The organism is Comamonas sp. C24C (assembly GCF_053345995.1).
On the sequence record NZ_JBKFBC010000001.1, the window covers coordinates 502,685 to 521,208 of the forward strand.

Sequence of the window (18,524 nt, forward strand, 5' to 3'; positions counted from 1 at the left end):
TGGGTGGGCAAATACTGCCCGGGGATGTCTGCATGATGCCTGATATGGCGCGGCTCTGATGTCGGCGCCCATGCTTTTGCAGATTCGGCGGCGCTCGGGCGCGGCCAAGAAAAAAGCCAAAGTTCCTGAGAACTTTGGCTTTTGAATTTTGGTGGGCCCTGAGTGATTCGAACACTCGACCAACGGATTAAGAGTCCGCTGCTCTACCAACTGAGCTAAGAGCCCGCCGGATAAACCGGAGGATCAATCTGAAGAATCAGACCGAATAAATTTTTGGTGGGCCCTGAGTGATTCGAACACTCGACCAACGGATTAAGAGTCCGCTGCTCTACCAACTGAGCTAAGAGCCCGCCGGATAAACCGGAGGATCAACCTGAAGAATCAGACTGAAGAAATTTTTGGTGGGCCCTGAGTGATTCGAACACTCGACCAACGGATTAAGAGTCCGCTGCTCTACCAACTGAGCTAAGAGCCCGCCGGAGTAAATCCGGAGGATCAATCTGAAGAATCAGACTGAAGAAATTTGGTGGGCCCTGAGTGATTCGAACACTCGACCAACGGATTAAGAGTCCGCTGCTCTACCAGCTGAGCTAAGAGCCCCACACAACGCCTGCGCTGCAAGCGAGACCGCAATTATGCGCTAATTCTGGAGGGCTTGCAGGAAAACCCGCGGGTTTTTTTAATCCAGTGCGTTGCGGCGTTGCAATTCCACGAACAGGCCCGCCTGGTCCAGGTCGCCCAGGCCGTTTTTCACGCCCTCGGCATAGAGCTGCTCCAGCAGGCCGGTGATGGGTGCGTCAAAGCCGATTTCCTCGGCCGTGGCAGTGGCGTTGCGCATGTCCTTGAGCTGTACCGTCATGCGCCCGCGCGGCGCAAAGTCGTGCTTGACCATGCGTTCGCCATGCACTTGCAGGATGCGGCTGTCGGCAAAGCCGCCGGAGATGGCTTCACGCACCTTGGCAGGATCTGCGCCGCCGCGTTCGGCCAGCAGCAGGGCTTCGGCCACGGCACCGATGGTGATGCCCACGATCATCTGGTTGGCCAGTTTCGCCAGCTGGCCTGCGCCATGCGGGCCCACATGGGTGGCGCGGCCCAGCGCCGCAAAGACGGGCAGGGCTTGTTCGAAATCCGCAGCATCGCCGCCGGCCATGATGGCCAGGGTGCCTGCTTCTGCGCCCAGCGTGCCGCCCGAGACGGGAGCATCCAGATGGCGCAGGCCCAGCGCGGCAAGCTTGCCGGCATGTTCACGCGCCTCGCGTGGCTGGATGGAGGCCATGTCGATGAACAGCGAGCCCTTGGGCATGGCTTCGGCCACGCCCAGGTCGAACAGCACTTCGCCCACGATGGCGCCGCTCTCCAGCAGGCTCACGGCAAAGTCCACGCCGCGCACGGCATCTGCCGCGCTGTCGTGGATGCTCACGCCATCGGCGGCCAGCGGCTCGGCCTTGGCGCGGGTGCGGTTCCAGGCGTGGACCTCATGGCCGGCCTGGGCCAGGCGGCGGGCCATGGGCAGGCCCATCATGCCCGTGCCCAGAACGGCGATCTTCAGTGTGTTCATGGCGTTGTTTCCCTGGAGTTATGGAACGTCAGCACGTTCTTGTGAATGACGACATGCTAAGCCCTTACACAGCCCGCAATCGCGGTCATGACCACAGATCAGTTGTGCGTGGGGGATGCGGAAAATGCAAGGCCACCAACAACAAGGGCAGCCTGAGCTGCCCTTGATGCTTTTTTTGGAGGTTCACCTTCGCGCTGGTGAGTCGCGCCTGACGGCCTACATCAGCAGATGCTCGCCGGCGTTGTCGCCGCCGAGGATGACGTAGTTGACCTTGCGGATGTCCATGAGCTTGGTGCCGCCTGCGTAGCTGATGGAGGACTGCACGTCCTGCTGCATCTCGACCAGCGTGTTCATCAGCGGGCCCTTGACGGGCTCCAGAATGCGCTTGCCTTCCACATGCTTGTACTCGCCCTTGTTGAAGTCGGAGGCCGAGCCGTAGTATTCCTTGAACAGCTGGCCGTCCACTTCCACGGTCTTGCCGGGCGACTCTTCGTGGCCTGCGAACAGGGAGCCGATCATCACCATGGTGGCACCGAAACGGATGCTCTTGGCAATGTCGCCGTGGCTGCGGATGCCGCCGTCGGCAATGATGGGCTTGGTCGCCACGCGGGCGCACCACTTGAGCGCCGACAGCTGCCAGCCGCCCGTGCCGAAGCCGGTCTTGAGCTTGGTGATGCAGACCTTGCCGGGGCCCACGCCGACCTTGGTGGCGTCCGCACCCCAGTTTTCGAGGTCGATCACGGCTTCGGGCGTGGCGACGTTGCCGGCAATCACAAAGGCCGCAGGGATCTTGGCCTTGATGTAGGCAATCATGTTCTTCACGCTCTCGGCATGGCCGTGGGCAATGTCGATGGTGATGTATTCGGGGCAGATGCCGTCGGCCACGAAACGGTCCACCGTTTCGTAGTCGGGCTGCTTGACGCCCAGAGAGATCGAGGCAAACAGTCCCTTGGACTGCATGTCCTTGGTGAAGGCCACGTTGTCGATGTCAAAACGGTGCATCACATAGAAGAAACCGTTTTGTGCCAGATAAGTGCAGATCTTCTCGTCCACCACCGTCTTCATGTTGGCGGGCACCACAGGCAGCTTGAAGCTGCGGTTGCCCAGCATGACGCTGGTGTCACATTCCGAACGGCTTTCCACGCGGCACATGCGGGGCAGCAGAAGAATGTTGTCGTAGTCGAAGATTTCCATGGTTCCAAGCTCCGGAAAAGGTCACGGCGGGAATCTCACCCACCTCAATTTTCAAGGATAGGCGCTTGGCTTGGAGCCCGGTTTTCGGCAGTGCCGGCATGCAGCAGGCAAAAAAAACCGGACCTCAAAAAACTTGGGCCCGGTGATTGATTCTATACGGCGTCGGCGCAAATCGTATGTTCCGACATCGTTATGAGGGTTATAAGGATTTTCTTATAGAGGGGCCTTGTCCTGCGTCTTAGCGGGTGTGCCATAGACCCGCATGAAGGCATCCACAGCACGCTCGGTGCACAGGGCAATCTCCTGCGCAGAAGGGGCGGGCAGGTGCTGGAACATGAAGCGCGGCAGCAACTCGGCCTCCAGCAACGCCAGCAGGTGATGGCGCATGGCCTCGGTGTCTGCGTTGCGCAGCAGGCGACGCTCGATGCCCTGCTGCAAGAAGGCATTGATGGCGGCATTGCCGCGCGCCGGTCCCATGTCCCAGCAGCGCTGGCCGATATTGGCGCGCCCGCCTTCGCAGACCAGCAGGCGGCGCACGGCCATCACCTCCGGCGAGTACAGCAGGCCCAGGAAACGCTGGCCAAAGTTGCGCAGCGTCTGCGCCGCATCGTCATTGCTGGCCTGCAGCGCCAGCATGGTGTTCTGGAAGTCGGCCTCGGAGGCCTGGAACATCACCTCCAGAAACAGCGCTTCCTTGGACGGAAAGTAGTTGTAGAGCGTGGCCTTGGAGCCGCCCAGCCGCGTGCAGATCTCGGACATGGAAGTGCGCTCGAAGCCCAGTTCGCCAAAGGTGGCCGCTGCAACGTCAATGATGGCTTGTCGCTTTTCTTCCGTTTTGGTGCGCATGGGGCGAAATGTCCTGGGGCGGTTGTGATGTCTTTCAGTGTAGCGCTTGCGATCTCGAATCCTGAAAATATATACTGTACCGTACAGTTCATTATTAAAGTATTTCATGACTCAATGCATAGCCGCCGCGCCGCTGAGGACTCGGCGTGGGCGCCATGGCTGGTGGGTTCTGGGGTTGCCTGCGCTACTGGCAGCCTGCGCCCAGGTTCCGGAATGGGAGGGCAAGGCCGTATTGGCGCAGCCCGTGCCCGAGACTCTGCAGGCTGCAAACCATGCCCCGCCCATGGACTGGCCCACCCGGCAATGGTGGCAGCGCTATGGTGATGCACAGCTCGATCAGCTGATCGCCGAGGCTCTGGAGGGCGCTCCCGATATGGCTGCCGCCGCAGCCCGCGTGCAGCAGGCCAGGGCCATGCTGGGTGTGAGCGAAGCAGCTTCGGCGCCGCAGCTTTCTGCCCGCGCCTCGGTCAGCGAGGACAAGCTCAGCTACAACCATCTGACGCCAGAGGCCTTCGCGCCGCGCGGCATGAATGACTATGGCCGCGCCACGCTGGACCTGAGCTGGTCGCTGGATTTGTGGGGCAGGCAGCGCGCCGCAGTGGCCGCCGCTGCCGGCGAGCTGGCAGCGCGCGAGGCCGATGCAGCCCAGGCGCGTCTCTTGCTGTCCAGCAATGTGGCCCTGGCCTACGCACAGTTGCTGCGCCTGGCCGCCAATGTGCAGACGCTTGAGCAATCGGTGCAGGTGCGCCGGACCACGGCCGAGTTGTTTGAGCAGCGCTATGCCAACGGGCTTGAAAACCAGGGCAGCGTGTACAGCGCCAGGGCGCGTCTGGCCGCTGCGCAGGCCGAACTGGCACAGATGCAGGAACAGGTCGCCTTGCAGCGCAACAGCATTGCTGCGCTGATGGGAGCCGCTCCCGATCGTGGTGCGGCCATCGTGCTCGATGCCGGGCGCCTGCAATCACCGTGGAAGCAGCAATGGGCCTTGCCGCAGCAGTTGCCGGCGCATCTGCTGGGACGTCGCCCCGATGTGGTGGCCGCCCGTCTGCAGGCACAGGCGCTGGAGTCGCGCGTGGCGTCGCAGCAGGCCGAGTTCTATCCCGATGTGAATCTCAGCGCCTTTGTCGGCGTGCAGTCGCTGGGCCTGGACATGCTGACCCGAAGCGGCTCCGGCATTGCCAGCGTGGGCCCGGCCGTCAGCCTGCCGATCTTCAATGGCGGACGCTTGCGCTCGCAACTGGGGGCAGCGCGTGCCCGTTATGACGAGGCCGTGGCCCAATACCGCAGCACGCTGAATCGGGCCTTGCAGGAGGTGGCGGACAACGCCGTCAGCCAGCGGGCGCTGCAGCAGCAGCTGACGGCCATGCAGCAGGCCGTGACGGCCGCGACCGAGGCGCATCGTGTGGCGCGCAACCGCTATGAGGGCGGGCTGGCACGCTATCTCGATGTGCTGTCGGCGGAAGACCAGCTGCTTGCCAGCGTGCGCCAGCTGGTCGACGTGCAGTCGCGTGCCCTGACGCTCGATATCGGTCTGCACCGCGCACTGGGCGGCGGCTGGAGCGAGTCCGCCGGCGCCCCCGATGCGACCGTGCCAGAGGCCTGAGCCACTTTCCAGAACTGAATCACGACTTGCGCAAAAACAGGTTCGGGCAAGACGACTGCCTCAGCAGGCAGGCCGTGATTGCAGTCTTGTTTGCGTGACTCCCATGAATATTTCCGAGGTTTTTGTATGACTGAAAACGCTTCTTCCGTGAGCGCGAACCCTGCCGTGCGCGAACAGCGCCGCAACCGGCTGCTGGCCGGGCTGGCAGGCGTGGTGCTGCTTGCCGGTGCGGCCGCCGGCGCTTACTGGTGGCTGCATGCCTCCCACTTCGTCTCCACCGACAACGCCTATGCGGCGGCCGAGGTGGCACAGGTCACGCCGTCCATAGGCGGCACGGTGCTGGAGGTGCTGGTCAGGGACACCCAGGCCGTGAAGCAATGCGATGTGCTGGTGCGCATCGATCCCACGGACGCCAGGCTGGCACTGGCCCAGGCCGAGGCCGAGCTGGCCCGCGCCATGCGCCGCGTCAAGGGCTATGTGGCCAATGATGGCGGCCTCAAGGCTCAGGTGACGGCCCGCGAGGCCGATGAAAAGCGCGCGGCCGCGCAGCTGCTGGCGGCCGAGGCCGATATGGAGCGTGCCACCATCGATTTGCAGCGCCGCCAGGCCCTGGCCAAGAGCGGTTCGGTCTCGGGCGAGGAGCTGACGCAGGCGCAGAACGCTTTTGCCGCAGCCAAGGCACAGCTCGCATCGGCCGTGGCCGCGCAGGCACAGGCCAGGGCCAACCGCGAAGCCGCCATTGGTGCCAAGCAGGTCAACGCCACCTTGATCGAGGGTGCAGATGCAGAGACCAATCCCGAGGTGCAGCTGGCGCAGGCGCGTCGCGATCAGGCTCAGGTCGATCTGGATCGCAGCACGGTGCGCGCTCCCGTCGATGGCGTGGTGGCCAAGCGCAGCGTGCAGATCGGTCAGCGCGTGCAGGCCGGTGCGCCCTTGATGACGGTGGTGCCGGTGCAGCGGATCTATGTGGATGCCAACTTCAAGGAGGGCCAGCTGGGCAAGGTGCGTGTGGGCCAGCGCGTGCAGCTGCAGTCCGATCTGTACGGCAGCGATGTGAAGTACAGCGGCACTGTGGTGGGCTTCAGCGGCGGCTCCGGCTCGGCGTTTGCGGCCATTCCCGCGCAGAACGCCACGGGCAACTGGATCAAGGTGGTGCAGCGCCTGCCCGTGCGCATTCAGCTGGATGCCGCCGAGTTGGTCAGGAACCCGCTGCGCGTGGGCCTGTCCATGCAGGTGACGGTGGACACCCGCAGCGGCCCTGCCGACGCAGCCGGCGTGGCGACCACAGCCGCGCAGTGAGTGCCTCATGAGCGATCACAACGCAAGTGCGGCCGCAGCGGCCGATGCGCCTGCCGTGCCCATGGCCGCCGGCATGGTGCCGCTGACGGGAGGCACGCTGTGGCTGGCGGCCCTGGTGCTGGCTGCGGCCAATTTCATGGCCGTGCTGGACATGACGGTGGCCAATGTCTCCGTGCCCAGCATAGCCGGCAATCTGGGCGCGACCACCAGCCAGGGCACCTGGGTCATCACCAGCTACGCGGTGGCCGAGGCCATCACCGTGCCGCTGACCGGCTGGCTGGCAGCGCGCTTTGGCGCGGTGCGCGTGTTTGCCACGGCCATGGGCTTGTTCGGCCTGGCATCGCTGCTGTGCGGCCTGGCCAATTCGCTGGGCATGCTGGTGTTTGCGCGTATCTTGCAGGGTCTGGCCGGTGGCCCGCTGATGCCGCTGTCCCAGTCGCTGCTGTTGCGCATCTTCCCGCCGCGCATGGCGCCTGCGGCCATCGGCCTGTGGTCCATGACCACGCTGATCGCGCCCGTGCTGGGCCCCATCGTGGGCGGCTGGATCTGCGACGAGTACACCTGGCACTGGATCTTTCTGATCAACATCCCGGTGGCCCTGGTCTGCGCGTTTGCGGTCTGGCATCTGGTCAGGCGCTACGAGCAGCCGCTGCTCAAGAACCCGATAGACACCGTGGGCCTGATTCTGCTCATCGTCTGGGTGGGCTCGCTGCAGCTGATGCTGGACGAAGGCAAGAACCTGGACTGGTTTGCCTCGCCCATGATCGTGGCGCTGGCTGCGGTGGCCGTGGTGGGCTTTGCGGCCTTCATGATCTGGGAGCTGCATGCCGAGCACCCGATCGTGGATTTGCGCGTTTTCAGACACCGCGGCTTTTCCATGGCCGTGCTGACCATCAGTCTGGCATTTGCGGCCTTCTTTGCCGTCAATGTACTCACGCCGCTGTGGCTGCAGAGCTTCATGGGCTACACGGCCACGCTGGCGGGTCTGGTCACGGCCTGGACGGGGCTGTTCGCGCTGTTCGTGGCGCCGGCCGCTGCGGGGCTGGCGGCCCGGGTGGATCCGCGTCGGCTGATCTTTGGCGGCGTGTTCTGGATGGGGGTGATCACCTGCTGGCGTGCGTTTGCGACCACGGACATGGGCTATTGGGACATCGCCCTGCCGCTGATGTTCATGGGGCTGGGTCTGCCGTTCTTCTTCATACCGACCACCGGGCTGGCGCTGGCCAGCGTGGAGCCGCAGGAGATGGACAACGCCGCCGGCCTGATGAACTTTCTGCGCACCCTGTCGGGCGCGGCCGCGGTCTCCGTGGTCAACACGGCCTGGGAGAACGGCACGACGCGCAAGCATGCGGATCTGGTGGGTTTGAGCGATGCCAGCGGCGAGGTGCTGCACGGGCTGCAGCAGTCGGGCATGAGTGCCGATGCGGCGCTGTCGGCGCTCGATCAGCTCATCACCAGCCAGAGCGTGATGCTGGCCACCAACCAGATCATGTTCATCATCGCGGGCGGCTTTGTGCTCGCGGCCTGCGCGATCTGGCTGGCACCGAGGCCGAGCCGCACGGTCGAGCCCGGCGCGGGCGGGCACTGAGTGTGAGTGCCGTGGTTTGAATGAATTGATAGCTGCTTGCGCTTGATATTTATGCGTTTCAGATATGAAAGTATCTGAGAACCATATTTATCAAGCGCAAGCAGCTTTTCTTTCAGGAGCATGAAGCCACGAAAGCAGCAGCAAGTCGAAGGGAGTCGCCAGCATTTCTACAATGGGGGCTATGTTCCCGATCGACCTGCTTGACTCCGCGCCAGACGGTGCAAATTCCGGCGCCAATCCCGCCTCTCACTCGCCCCTGCTGACCGGCCTCAACGATGAGCAGCTGGCCGCGGTGACCCTGCCCGCGGGCCATGCGCTGATTCTGGCGGGTGCCGGCTCGGGCAAGACGCGTGTGCTGACCACGCGCATCGCCTGGCTGTTGCAGACCGGGCAGGCCACGCCCGGCTCCATCATGGCCGTGACCTTCACCAACAAGGCCGCCAAGGAGATGCTCACGCGTCTGTCGGCCATGCTGCCCTACAACGTGCGCGGCATGTGGATCGGCACGTTCCACGGCTTGTGCAACCGACTGCTGCGCGCCCACTATCAGGCGGCCAAGCTGCCGCAGGCGTTCCAGATTCTGGATACGCAGGACCAGCTCTCGGCCATCAAGCGCCTGTGCAAACAGTTCAATGTGGATGACGAGCGCTTTCCGCCCAAGCAGCTGATGTACTTCATTGCGGGCTGCAAGGAAGAGGGCATGCGCCCTGGCGATGTGGTGGCGACCGACCCCGACACTCGCAAGAAAGTGGAGCTGTACCAGCTCTACGAAGAGCAGTGCCAGCGCGAAGGCGTGGTCGATTTTGGCGAGCTGATGCTGCGCAGCTACGAGCTGCTGCGTGACGATGCCCATCTGCGCCACCACTATCAGCGCCGCTTTCAGCACATCCTGGTGGACGAGTTCCAGGACACCAACAAGCTGCAGTACCAGTGGCTCAAGCAGCTGGCGGGCGACGATGTGGGCGGGCGCTACGAGTCGGCCGCCAGCGTGATTGCCGTGGGTGACGACGACCAGAGCATCTATGCCTTTCGCGGAGCGCGCGTGGGCAATATGGCCGACTTCATCCGCGAGTTCGACGTCAAAAACCAGATCAAGCTGGAGCAGAACTACCGCAGCTACAGCAACATCCTCGACTGCGCCAACGCCCTCATCAGCCACAACAGCAACCGACTTGGCAAGAACCTGCGCACCAGCCAGGGTCCGGGCGAGCCGGTGCGTATCTACGAAGCGCCCAGCGATCTGGCCGAGGCTGCGTGGATGGTCGACGAGATCAAGCAGCTGGTCAGAAACGACGGCTTCACGCGTCAGGAAATTGCCGTGCTCTACCGCAGCAATGCGCAAAGCCGGGTGATCGAGTCGGCGCTGTTTAATTCCAAAATTCCCTACCGTGTGTACGGCGGCCTGCGCTTTTTCGAGCGCGCCGAAATCAAGCACGCCCTGGCCTATCTGCGCCTGCTGGAGAATCCGCACGACGACACCAGTTTCCTGCGCGTGGTGAACTTCCCCGCACGCGGTATCGGCGCGCGCACGATCGAAGTCCTGCAGGACACGGCGCGCAGCAGCGGCACTTCGCTGAGCGACGCCGTCACCGCCGTGGGCGGCGCGGCAGGCACCAAGCTGCAGGGCTTTGTGGCACAGATCGATGTGCTGCGTGAGCAGACGCAAGGGCGCACGCTGCGTGAAATCATCGAGACCGTGGAAGAGCAAAGCGGCCTGATCGAGCATTACCGCAACGAGAAGGAAGGCGCGGACCGCATCGAGAACTTGCAGGAACTGGTCACGGCTGCCGAGAGCTTTGTGACCCAGGAAGGCTTTGGCCGCGATGCCGTGGCCATGCCGCTGGACGAGCAGCAGAATGCGCCACAGCTGAGCCAGTCGCCCGTCAGCCAGGGGCTGGACCCGAATCAGCCGCTGCTGGACGAGGCGCTCAGGGCGCCGGCCGGTACGGCGGCCTCCATGGTCAATGCCGATACCGGCGAGACACTGTCGCCGCTGCAGGCCTTTCTGGTGCATGCGGCGCTGGAGGCGGGCGACAACCAGGCCCAGGCCGGCCAGGATGCCGTGCAGCTGATGACCGTGCATGCCTCCAAGGGCCTGGAGTTCGATGCCGTGTTCATCGGCGGTGTGGAGGAAGGCCTGTTCCCGCACGAGAACGCCATGATGGATCGTGGCGGTCTGGAGGAGGAACGGCGCCTGGCCTATGTGGCCATCACGCGTGCGCGCAAGCGCCTGTATCTGAGCCATTCGCAGACGCGCATGCTGCATGGCCAGACGCGCTACAACGTCAAGAGTCGCTTCTTTGACGAGCTGCCTGAGGAAGCGCTCAAGTGGATCACGCCCAGGCAGAGCGGCTTTGGCAGCTTCGCCCCTTCATCGGGCGCTGGCGGCGCCTGGGGATCCAGGGGCGCAGGACAGTTCGGCTCCGGCTCGGGCTGGGGCGGCAAGCAGACCGAAGTCTTTGCCAGCCCGCCCGTGCCGCAGCAAAAGGCCGAGCCCGCGCACGGCATCAAGGCCGGTATCGCGGTGTTCCACAACAAGTTCGGCGAAGGCAAGGTGCTGGCGGTGGAAGGCTCGGGGGACGATGCACGTGCCCAGGTCAGCTTCGGCCGCCATGGCACCAAGTGGCTGGCGCTGGCGATTGCCAAGCTGACGATCGTGGACTGAGTTGCCCGAGGTCCCTGGCCCATGAAAAAAAGCCGCGGCCTTTTGCAAGGCGCGGCTTTTTTTTCGAGGCCCGGGTGCGGCGCTTACTTGGCGCTGAGCTTCATCTGGGCGGGCGAGGCCGTGATGTAGCCCACGGCGGAGCCGAACTTGTCCTTGTAGTTGGCCTTGATCAGCGGATCCAGCTGGGTCTTGACGTTGGCGTGGATGCCGCCCCAGTCACCGGCGTGCTGGAAGTTGCTCATGATGTAGGTCCAGCCGTTGATTTCGTCCACGGCATGCAGGCCCGTGGATTCGCCGCCGGCGGGCACGGACAGCACGCGCGACAGCTGCTTGGTGTCCACGTTGTAGGCCCACATGAAGTTGTTGACGTGCTGGCTGCTGTCCTCGCCGATGAACAGGGTGCGCATTTTTTCCGAGAACTTGAGGTTGTCGGGGTTGGCGATCTTGTTGGGGTTGGCGGTGTTGCCCAGGGCGTCGCCCTTGAGGGTCTTGCCGTCGGTGTCCAGCAGATCCTCGCCAGCCAGCAGGGCAGCTGTGTCCACGGGCATCCATTCGCTGTTGATGGCGGTGCCGGTCGTGTCCTTCTGACCGCCCTTGAGGTTCAGCGCCATCACGACGCCGGCCACCAGCTGTTTGGGCACCGAGACGCCGTTGCCTGCCACGTTGGCGGCATTGCCGGCCACCATGGAGGACTGCACGTTCTGCAGTGCGGAGTAGGCGATCTTGTCCTTGGCGTTGACGGTCGTGCCTTCCATCTTGGTGAAGCCCAGGCTGGCACCCTTGAAGGCGGCATAGCGATGGGTTTCGAGGAAGGCAGCGGCCTTGTCCATGCCGGCGTTGATCTTGATCCACTCGGTCTTGCCGTTGGCCACGATCTTGGTGTAGCTGGAGTCGCTGGGGTCGGTCTTGGACACGGTCATGATGTCCGTGGGCTTGAGCGTGTTGGCCAGGTTTTCGATTTCGGCGCTGGTGGCCGAGCCCAGCTTGATCCAGGTCAGCGGCGCGGCGCTCTTGGCGGCGGGGTCGATGGAGAAGCCCGCGCCGACCTTGGCGGCGTACAGCGTGCCCGAGGACAGGTCTTTTTCCTTGTCGGCGACGAAGACGAAGTAGCCGCTGTTGGTGGCGTCGTCACCCATGAGCGCGGTGCGCTGGTCGGGCATGACCTGCACCAGCTCGTGCGAGATGCGGCCCATGCAGAAGTGCTTCTTGATGGTGGCCGTGCCGTCGACATTGACGATCACTTCGGGCATGTGGCCGTAGTGGTAGGGGTTGGCCTTGCTGGAGTCGCCGTAGAGGTTCTGGCTATAGGCCTGGAACATGGTGTTGCTGGCGATGCTGAAGGCATCGGGCTCGTACTCTTCCGAGGACAGATGGGTGCCCCAGGGCGACAGGCTGGCGCCGCAGGTGATCCACAGGCCGTGGACCTTGGAGGTGTCCACATTGTGGTACTTGACCAGGCTCAGCTTGCCTGTGGTCTGGTCCTGGTCCAGCGTCAGCACGGCGATGGGCGAGGGCAGCTTGCCGTACATGTCGGTCGTGCCGTCCTGAGCCCAGGTGGTGTATTCGAACTGCACCACGGCAAACACGGGCTGGCCCTTGACGCCGTCGACCTTGGCATTGGGCACGGTCAGCAGCGAGGTGCCGTCGGGCGAGTCGGAGAAGAAGTGGCGCTCCTTGCCGGAGACGGTCTTGTCGATGATCTTGTTGTTGTAGATGTCGTAGTAGCCGCCCGCCAGCAGCTGGCCGCCCTTGCCGTCGGAGACCATGTCGCCGGTCACGAAGAAGGGCTGGTAGCCCAGGTCGTAGACCTGCTCGCTCTTGTCGTCGAATGCGACCTTGAGCTGGGAGGCCACATACATGGTGGCCATATTGGCGGGCGTGGTCAGCGAAGGCGCAGCCATGGCAGTGAAGCTGGCCGAGACATAGTTCTTGGTGACGGGAGGCGTCGTAGGCGTTGTCGGGGTGTCGTCATCGCCACCACCACATGCGGCCAGCAGGCTGGATGCGGACACGACCGAACCCAGGGGGAGCAGGGGAGCGCCGGAAAAGAGTTGCAGGGCCTTACGACGGCTGAGCAGATTTTGTGCCATGAGAGTTTCGCAGTGTGGGGTGAAGCGCAGACTTGGGGCCGCGCTGAATTGGATGAATGCCAGGACATGAGATGCATGTCCTGTTCAGTCCTGCGAATCCTAGGAAACGAATATGACAGCGGCGTGGCTGCTTGATGACACCGGCATGAATGATGGTTTGCGCTGCTGTCGGGCGCGGACCGGCGTGCGGCCCATAAAAAAAGCCCCGACCTGGGAGGGCGGGGCTGCTGCGGTCTGCCGCTGGCGCTTACAAATCCGGTGCGGGCGGTGCGTTGTCGATCAGCGTCTGCTCGGCGTCGGGAGGGCTGAAGCTGTCACGGAAGGTAAACACGATGGAGGTAAAAAAGATGGCAGCCAGCATCAAGGCCGTTGCCACCATCAGACCCCCGGCAATGCTGCCGATGAGCATGGCCAGAATGCCGGTGACGATGGCCAGTGCCATGCCGGAGACGATGAACACGCCGATCCAGCAGACACCGAACACCAGATAGGCACCGATATTGCGAATGCAGCCGACAAAGCTGAAGAACAGCGATTTGACGGGGCTGATGCCATGCCAGTGAATGAGCGCCGGTGCATGCCAGAAGGCCAGCGACAGCGGCAGGTAGAGAAACATGCTCAGCCACATGGCGGACTGGAACTCGGGCTCCTCGGCGAGTTCGCGGGTCATGGGGGTCTGGCCCAGGTAGACACTGGCGAACGTGCCGCCATCGACCAGGCTGGAGGCACCGATGATGAGCAGAAAGCCGGCGGCATAGAGGCCGCCCAGGATCAGCATGGAGTGCAGGTGCTGGCTGCCTGAGCGAAAAGACACCAGCAGCAGCGCCGGTGTGGGCTTGCGGCCGTGGGCGGCTTCGGAGGCCGCGACCATCATGCTCAGCGAAATGCAGGGCAGCAGTGCCAGCGCGATGACGGGGCCGATCAGCGGCAGGGCCGAGATCAGCGACATGCTGGCCATGCCCAGAAAGAACAGGGCGGCCAGGGCCAGGGGCTGGCTTCTGAAAGTGCGCAGGCCCTGCAGCACCCATTGCAGACCGGTGCCGGGTGGAACGATTTGAAGTTTCATGGAAGAGGCTGAAATACTTTTGCGAGAGCGTGCAAAAGTCGCTCTTGCACTGTACCCGAGACGGCTGGGCGGGGCCATCAAAAGCCCCGGGGCACCCAACTTCTTGGCGCCGGGCTGGCGCTCAGTCCAGCGTCAACGGATGGGCGATGCGCTGGCTCAGCACGCGCTCGAAGTGGGTGGGGTCGTGGGGCTGCAGCAGAGCGGCCTCACGCGGCAGATGGAAGTCCCAGAGGCGGGAGATCCAGAAACGCAGGGCGCCGGCACGCAGCTGGGCGTTGAGCAGTTCGCGCTCGGCTGCGGCCAGAGGGCGCACGGCCTGGTAGGCCGCAAGCATGGCCTTGGCGCGCTCGGCATCATGGGCACCTGTTGCGTGATCGATACACCAATCGTTGAGGCAGACCGCCAGATCGAAGAGCCAGGTGTCCACGCCCGCGAAATAGAAGTCGAAGAAACCGGTGAGCCGGTCGCCGTCGAACATCACGTTGTCGCGGAACAGATCGGCATGGACGGGGCCGCGTGGCAGGGCCGCATAGCTGGCCGAGGCGGCGACATGGTTCTGGTAGGCCAGCTCGCTGCGCAACATGGCGGCGGTTTCCTCGTCCAGATGCGGCAGGACCACGGGCACGGTTTCATTCCACCAGGGCAGGCCGCGCAGATTGGGCTGCTGGCGGTCGTAGTCCTGACCGGCCAGATGCATGCGCGCCAGCATGTCGCCCACGGCCGCGCAGTGCACGGCAGCCGGGGCCAGCTGGCTCTTGCCGGCCAGGCGGTTGACGATGGACGCAGGCTTGCCGCAGACCTTGAGCAGAATGTCGCCGCTGCGAGTCTCGCTTTGCGGGTCCGGCACGGGAATGCCGGCCCGTGCCAGATGCTTCATCAGGTACAGATAGAACGGCAGCTGTTCGGCGCTCAGGCGCTCGAACAGTGTAAGCACCCACTCACCCTGGTCGGTCGTCAGAAAGTAGTTGGTGTTTTCGATGCCGCCTTGAATGCCGCGCAATTCCTTGAACGAGCCTAGGGACATGCGGCGCAGCAGGTCGCGCGCATCTTTATCGGAAACTTCGGTGAAAACAGCCATGGTGAATACGCCGGTCTGGGGCGACCGACCGAACTAGCAGGGAGAAGGTGTCTATATGCAACAGGGCAGTGCTTTGAAGCACTGCCCTGTCATGAATGGGGGAAAAGCGCGCCGCGCTTCAGAACTTGAGGAAATTCCAGACGCGGGTGCCTGTGGTGTCGCCGCTGTTGCTGTCGCGGTTGCGGGCTGCGCGGGCGCCGTCGTTGGACTGCACCTCGTACTCGGGCATGGAGCCTACCTTGGGTTGCACGGTGATGCTCTGGGTCTGGCCGCCCACGCGGGTTTCATCGACACGGCTGCCGGCGTCCTCCACGCGGATATGTTCGATCCGCTGGTTGTGCTTGCCGGTCGCCGCCGCATTGTCCTGCTGGCCCTGGGGCGCAGGAGCGACTGCGGCATCGGCCGGCGCAGGGGTGGGGGACTGGGCCAGAACGGATCCGGCGGCCAGGCTCAGGATGATGAAAAGTGGTGCAGCGCGCATAGTGTGGATTGTAGGGCGACTTCGAATTGTCCCACCAGGCGCTATCCGTCTCGGGTCTGCGGACCGGCGGAGCCGGGCTCGCGTGCACAATCCGGGGTATGAGCAATTCCAAGACCCTGGTGCTGGTGGACGGCTCCAGCTACCTCTACCGCGCCTACCATGCCATGCCCGATCTGAGGGCGATTCCCGGCGACCCGGCCAGCCCGGCCACGGGTGCCATCCGCGGCATGGTGAACATGATGCAGGCGCTGAGGAAGGACGTGCAGGCCGATTACGCCGTCTGCGTGTTCGATGCCTCGGGGCCGACCTTCCGCGACGAGATGTACACCGAGTACAAGGCCACGCGCTCGCCCATGCCCGACGATCTGCGCAGCCAGATCGAGCCCATCCACGAGGTGGTGGCCATGCTGGGCTGGAAGGTGGTTGCCGTGCCCGGCGTGGAAGCCGACGACGTGATCGCGACGCTGGCGCAGACCGCCGCGGCTCAGGGCATACAGGTCATCGTCTCCAGCGGCGACAAGGACTTGAGCCAGTTGGTCAACGAGCATGTGACCATCATCGACACCATGAACGGCAAGAAGCGCGACGTGGCCGGCGTGACGGCCGAGTTCGGCGTGCCGCCGGCGCTGATGATCGACTACCAGGCCCTGGTGGGCGACACCGTGGACAACGTGCCCGGCGTGACCAAGGTCGGACCCAAGACCGCCGCCAAATGGCTGGAGGAGTTCGGCACGCTGGACAATCTGATTGCCAACGCGGCAGGCATCAAGGGCGTCGCAGGCCAGAACCTGCGCGATGCGATTGCCAGCGGCCAGCTGGCGCTGAGCCGCCAGCTGGTGACCATGAAGACCGACTGCGATCTGTCCGCCTACATCGGCGGTCTGCCCCAGCTCGATGCCGTCACGCTGGCCGAGCCCGATAGCGCCGCACTCGCGCCGTTCTACGAGAAATACGGCTTCAAGGGCCTGGTGCGCACCCTGGGCGCTGCAGCGGCCGACACCAAGGCGGCCAAGCCAGGCAAGGCCGCCAAGGTCGACAGTGCCCAGGGCGGCCTGTTCGATGCCGATGACGCAGCGGCCACCGAGGTGGCCGTTGTGGCCCAGCAGCGCGATGTGCTCTACACCACCATTCTGAGCGAGGCGCAGCTCGATGAATGGCTGGCCAAGATCGAGGCCGCCGAGCTGACGGCGCTGGATACCGAGACCGATTCGCTGGACGAGATGGTGGCCCGCATCGTCGGCATCTCCTTCAGCGTGGCGGTGGGCGAGGCCGCCTATATTCCGCTGCGTCACGAAGGCATGGACGTGCCCGAGCAGCTCGATCTGGACAAGGTGCTGGCCAGGCTCAAGCCCTGGCTCGAGGATGCGTCCAGAAAGAAGCTGGGCCAGCATGTCAAATACGACCAGCATGTGTTTGCCAACCACGGCATCACCGTGCGCGGCTATGCGCACGACACCATGCTGCAGTCCTATGTGCTCGAAGCCGACCGCCCGCACAACCTGACCAGCCTGGCGCTGCGCCATGTGAATCGCAGCGGCATCAGCTACGAAGACCTGTGCGGCAAGGGCAAGAGCCAGATTCCGTTTGCCCAGGTGCCCGTGGACAAGGCCGCAGCGTACAGCTGCGAGGACTCCGACCAGACGCTGGACGTGCACAACACCTTGTGGCCGCGCATCCAGGCACATGCCGGGCTGCTGCATATCTACGAGCTGGAAATGCAGACCAGCGAAGCGCTGTTTCGCATCGAGCGCAATGGCGTGAGCATCGACGCGGGTGAGCTGGCACGTCAGAGCAATGATCTGGGCGCACGCATCTTGAAGCTCGAGGAAGAGGCTTACGAGATTGCGGGCCAGCCCTTCAATCTGTCCTCGCCCAAGCAGTTGGGCGAGATCTTCTTCGACAAGCTGGGCATGCCCGTCGTGAAGAAGACCGCCACCGGCGCGCGCAGCACGGACGAGGAAGTGCTGGAAAAGCTGGCCGAGGACTATCCGCTGCCCGCCAAGCTGCTCGAGCACCGCTCGCTGTCCAAGCTCAAGGGAACCTACACCGACAAGCTGGCGCAGATGGCCTTGCCCAGCGACGGCCGCGTGCACACCCACTACGCCCAGGCTGTGGCAGTGACGGGGCGTCTGTCCAGCAACGACCCCAATCTGCAGAACATTCCCGTGCGCACGCCCGAAGGCCGCCGCGTGCGCGAAGCCTTTGTGGCCCCCGAAGGCAAGCTGATTGCCAGCGCCGACTATTCGCAGATCGAACTGCGCATCATGGCCCATCTGTCGGGCGACGAAGCCTTGCTGAGCGCCTTCAAGAACGGCCTGGACGTGCACCGCGCCACGGCCGCCGAAGTCTTCGGTGTGAGTGTGGACGAGGTCAGCAGCGAGCAGCGCCGCTATGCCAAGGTGATCAACTTCGGCCTGATCTACGGCATGAGCAGCTTCGGCCTGGCCAAGAACCTGGGCATCGAAACCAAGGCTGCGGCCGCCTATATCGACAAATACTTCCAGCGCTATCCCGGCGTGAAGCGCTATATGGACCAGACCGTGGAGCTGGCCCACGCCCAGGGCTATGTGGAGACCGTGTTCGGTCGCCGCCTGGTGCTGCCCGAGATCAATGGCGGCAACGGCCCGCGCAAGAAAGCGGCCGAACGCGCGGCCATCAATGCCCCCATGCAGGGCACGGCGGCCGATCTGATCAAGAAGGCCATGGTGGCCGTGCAGGCCAGGCTGGATGCCGAAAAGCCTGAGGTGCTGGTCATCATGCAGGTGCACGACGAACTGGTGTTCGAGCTGCCCGAAGCCGCCAGGGAATGGGTGCAGGCCGAGATCCCTGCCATCATGGCTGGCGTGGCCGATCTGTCCGTGCCGCTGCTGGCCGAGATCGGCTTTGGCAGCAGCTGGGAAAAGGCGCATTGATACGCTTTCGTCCCGGGGGCGCCCAGGTCTTGTCGGGGTGGCTCCTTAAAAAAGAGAGCTGCTTGCGCTTTCTGAAAAAGCACTTCAGGTTGTTTTCGACCTGAAGTGCTTTGTTTACAAGCGCTGCCAGCTCCTGAATTGTTC

At 63.8% G+C, this 18,524-nt stretch carries 12 protein-coding genes and 4 tRNA genes; 5 read left to right on the plus strand and 11 right to left on the minus strand.

All coding sequences use genetic code 11. From position 1 onward, the window contains the following. Window positions 1–149 precede the first annotated feature (149 nt). The 7 genes from ACLBXN_RS02290 to ACLBXN_RS02320 form a co-directional block, all read right to left on the minus strand. Window positions 150–225, minus strand: a tRNA-Lys gene (locus ACLBXN_RS02290). A 49-nt stretch (window positions 226–274) separates the two neighbouring features. Further along, window positions 275–350 (minus strand) — tRNA-Lys (locus ACLBXN_RS02295). A 49-nt stretch (window positions 351–399) separates the two neighbouring features. Beyond that, a tRNA-Lys gene (locus ACLBXN_RS02300) sits at window positions 400–475 on the minus strand. A 49-nt stretch (window positions 476–524) separates the two neighbouring features. After that, window positions 525–600 (minus strand) — tRNA-Lys (locus ACLBXN_RS02305). Window positions 601–679: 79 nt separating this feature from the next. Then, window positions 680–1,558, minus strand: a complete 879-nt coding sequence (locus ACLBXN_RS02310; RefSeq protein WP_407715214.1) for an NAD(P)-dependent oxidoreductase — start codon at window positions 1,556–1,558, stop codon at window positions 680–682. Window positions 1,559–1,774: 216 nt separating this feature from the next. Further along, complete coding sequence (locus ACLBXN_RS02315) at window positions 1,775–2,752, minus strand: GMP reductase (protein WP_043006439.1); 978 nt, start codon at window positions 2,750–2,752, stop codon at window positions 1,775–1,777. A gap of 213 nt (window positions 2,753–2,965) precedes the next feature. Then, a complete protein-coding gene (locus ACLBXN_RS02320) occupies window positions 2,966–3,598 on the minus strand; it encodes a TetR/AcrR family transcriptional regulator (RefSeq protein ID WP_447610992.1) in 633 nt (210 codons plus the stop codon). A gap of 106 nt (window positions 3,599–3,704) precedes the next feature. Between ACLBXN_RS02320 and ACLBXN_RS02325 the strand changes: the two genes are divergently transcribed. The 4 genes from ACLBXN_RS02325 to ACLBXN_RS02340 all read left to right on the plus strand — a co-directional run bounded on the left by ACLBXN_RS02325 (window position 3,705) and on the right by ACLBXN_RS02340 (window position 10,753). Further along, on the plus strand, window positions 3,705–5,201 hold the full coding sequence (locus tag ACLBXN_RS02325) for an efflux transporter outer membrane subunit (RefSeq protein WP_447610993.1): 1,497 nt from the start codon (window positions 3,705–3,707) through the stop codon (window positions 5,199–5,201). 126 nt (window positions 5,202–5,327) lie between these two features. Beyond that, a complete protein-coding gene (locus ACLBXN_RS02330) occupies window positions 5,328–6,500 on the plus strand; it encodes an HlyD family efflux transporter periplasmic adaptor subunit (protein WP_447610994.1) in 1,173 nt (390 codons plus the stop codon). 7 nt (window positions 6,501–6,507) lie between these two features. Beyond that, complete coding sequence (locus tag ACLBXN_RS02335) at window positions 6,508–8,088, plus strand: DHA2 family efflux MFS transporter permease subunit (RefSeq protein ID WP_054073547.1); 1,581 nt, start codon at window positions 6,508–6,510, stop codon at window positions 8,086–8,088. Window positions 8,089–8,269: 181 nt separating this feature from the next. Then, window positions 8,270–10,753: a UvrD-helicase domain-containing protein gene (locus ACLBXN_RS02340; protein WP_447610995.1), complete on the plus strand. Its 2,484-nt coding sequence runs from the start codon at window positions 8,270–8,272 to the stop codon at window positions 10,751–10,753. A gap of 83 nt (window positions 10,754–10,836) precedes the next feature. Here ACLBXN_RS02340 and ACLBXN_RS02345 read toward each other — a convergent pair whose 3' ends face one another. From ACLBXN_RS02345 to ACLBXN_RS02360, 4 genes are all read right to left on the minus strand, one after another. Continuing rightward, the gene (locus tag ACLBXN_RS02345) at window positions 10,837–12,843 is read right to left on the minus strand and encodes a PhoX family protein (RefSeq protein WP_003058179.1); all 2,007 of its coding nucleotides are present in this window, start codon (window positions 12,841–12,843) and stop codon (window positions 10,837–10,839) included. 247 nt (window positions 12,844–13,090) lie between these two features. Continuing rightward, window positions 13,091–13,909: a BPSS1780 family membrane protein gene (locus tag ACLBXN_RS02350; protein WP_167005897.1), complete on the minus strand. Its 819-nt coding sequence runs from the start codon at window positions 13,907–13,909 to the stop codon at window positions 13,091–13,093. Window positions 13,910–14,030: 121 nt separating this feature from the next. Next, the gene (locus ACLBXN_RS02355; RefSeq protein ID WP_447610996.1) at window positions 14,031–14,987 is read right to left on the minus strand and encodes a homoserine kinase; all 957 of its coding nucleotides are present in this window, start codon (window positions 14,985–14,987) and stop codon (window positions 14,031–14,033) included. A 118-nt stretch (window positions 14,988–15,105) separates the two neighbouring features. Continuing rightward, a complete protein-coding gene (locus ACLBXN_RS02360; protein ID WP_043006431.1) occupies window positions 15,106–15,468 on the minus strand; it encodes a hypothetical protein in 363 nt (120 codons plus the stop codon). 98 nt (window positions 15,469–15,566) lie between these two features. Here ACLBXN_RS02360 and polA point away from each other — a divergent pair, with 98 nt between their 5' ends. Beyond that, window positions 15,567–18,380, plus strand: a complete 2,814-nt coding sequence (gene polA / locus ACLBXN_RS02365) for a DNA polymerase I (RefSeq protein ID WP_447610997.1) — start codon at window positions 15,567–15,569, stop codon at window positions 18,378–18,380. The last annotated feature ends 144 nt before the right edge of the window (window positions 18,381–18,524 follow it).

What these genes read in the sequence shown, in the direction of transcription:
- ACLBXN_RS02310 (WP_407715214.1), bottom strand. Translation starts at nt 1,558, where the DNA reads ATGAACACACTGAAGATCGCCGTTCTGGGCACGGGCATGATGGGCCTG.
- ACLBXN_RS02315 (WP_043006439.1), bottom strand. Translation starts at nt 2,752, where the DNA reads ATGGAAATCTTCGACTACGACAACATTCTTCTGCTGCCCCGCATGTGC.
- ACLBXN_RS02320 (WP_447610992.1), bottom strand. Translation starts at nt 3,598, where the DNA reads ATGCGCACCAAAACGGAAGAAAAGCGACAAGCCATCATTGACGTTGCA.
- ACLBXN_RS02325 (WP_447610993.1), top strand. Translation starts at nt 3,705, where the DNA reads ATGACTCAATGCATAGCCGCCGCGCCGCTGAGGACTCGGCGTGGGCGC.
- ACLBXN_RS02330 (WP_447610994.1), top strand. Translation starts at nt 5,328, where the DNA reads ATGACTGAAAACGCTTCTTCCGTGAGCGCGAACCCTGCCGTGCGCGAA.
- ACLBXN_RS02335 (WP_054073547.1), top strand. Translation starts at nt 6,508, where the DNA reads ATGAGCGATCACAACGCAAGTGCGGCCGCAGCGGCCGATGCGCCTGCC.
- ACLBXN_RS02340 (WP_447610995.1), top strand. Translation starts at nt 8,270, where the DNA reads ATGTTCCCGATCGACCTGCTTGACTCCGCGCCAGACGGTGCAAATTCC.
- ACLBXN_RS02345 (WP_003058179.1), bottom strand. Translation starts at nt 12,843, where the DNA reads ATGGCACAAAATCTGCTCAGCCGTCGTAAGGCCCTGCAACTCTTTTCC.
- ACLBXN_RS02350 (WP_167005897.1), bottom strand. Translation starts at nt 13,909, where the DNA reads ATGAAACTTCAAATCGTTCCACCCGGCACCGGTCTGCAATGGGTGCTG.
- ACLBXN_RS02355 (WP_447610996.1), bottom strand. Translation starts at nt 14,987, where the DNA reads ATGGCTGTTTTCACCGAAGTTTCCGATAAAGATGCGCGCGACCTGCTG.
- ACLBXN_RS02360 (WP_043006431.1), bottom strand. Translation starts at nt 15,468, where the DNA reads ATGCGCGCTGCACCACTTTTCATCATCCTGAGCCTGGCCGCCGGATCC.
- polA (WP_447610997.1), top strand. Translation starts at nt 15,567, where the DNA reads ATGAGCAATTCCAAGACCCTGGTGCTGGTGGACGGCTCCAGCTACCTC.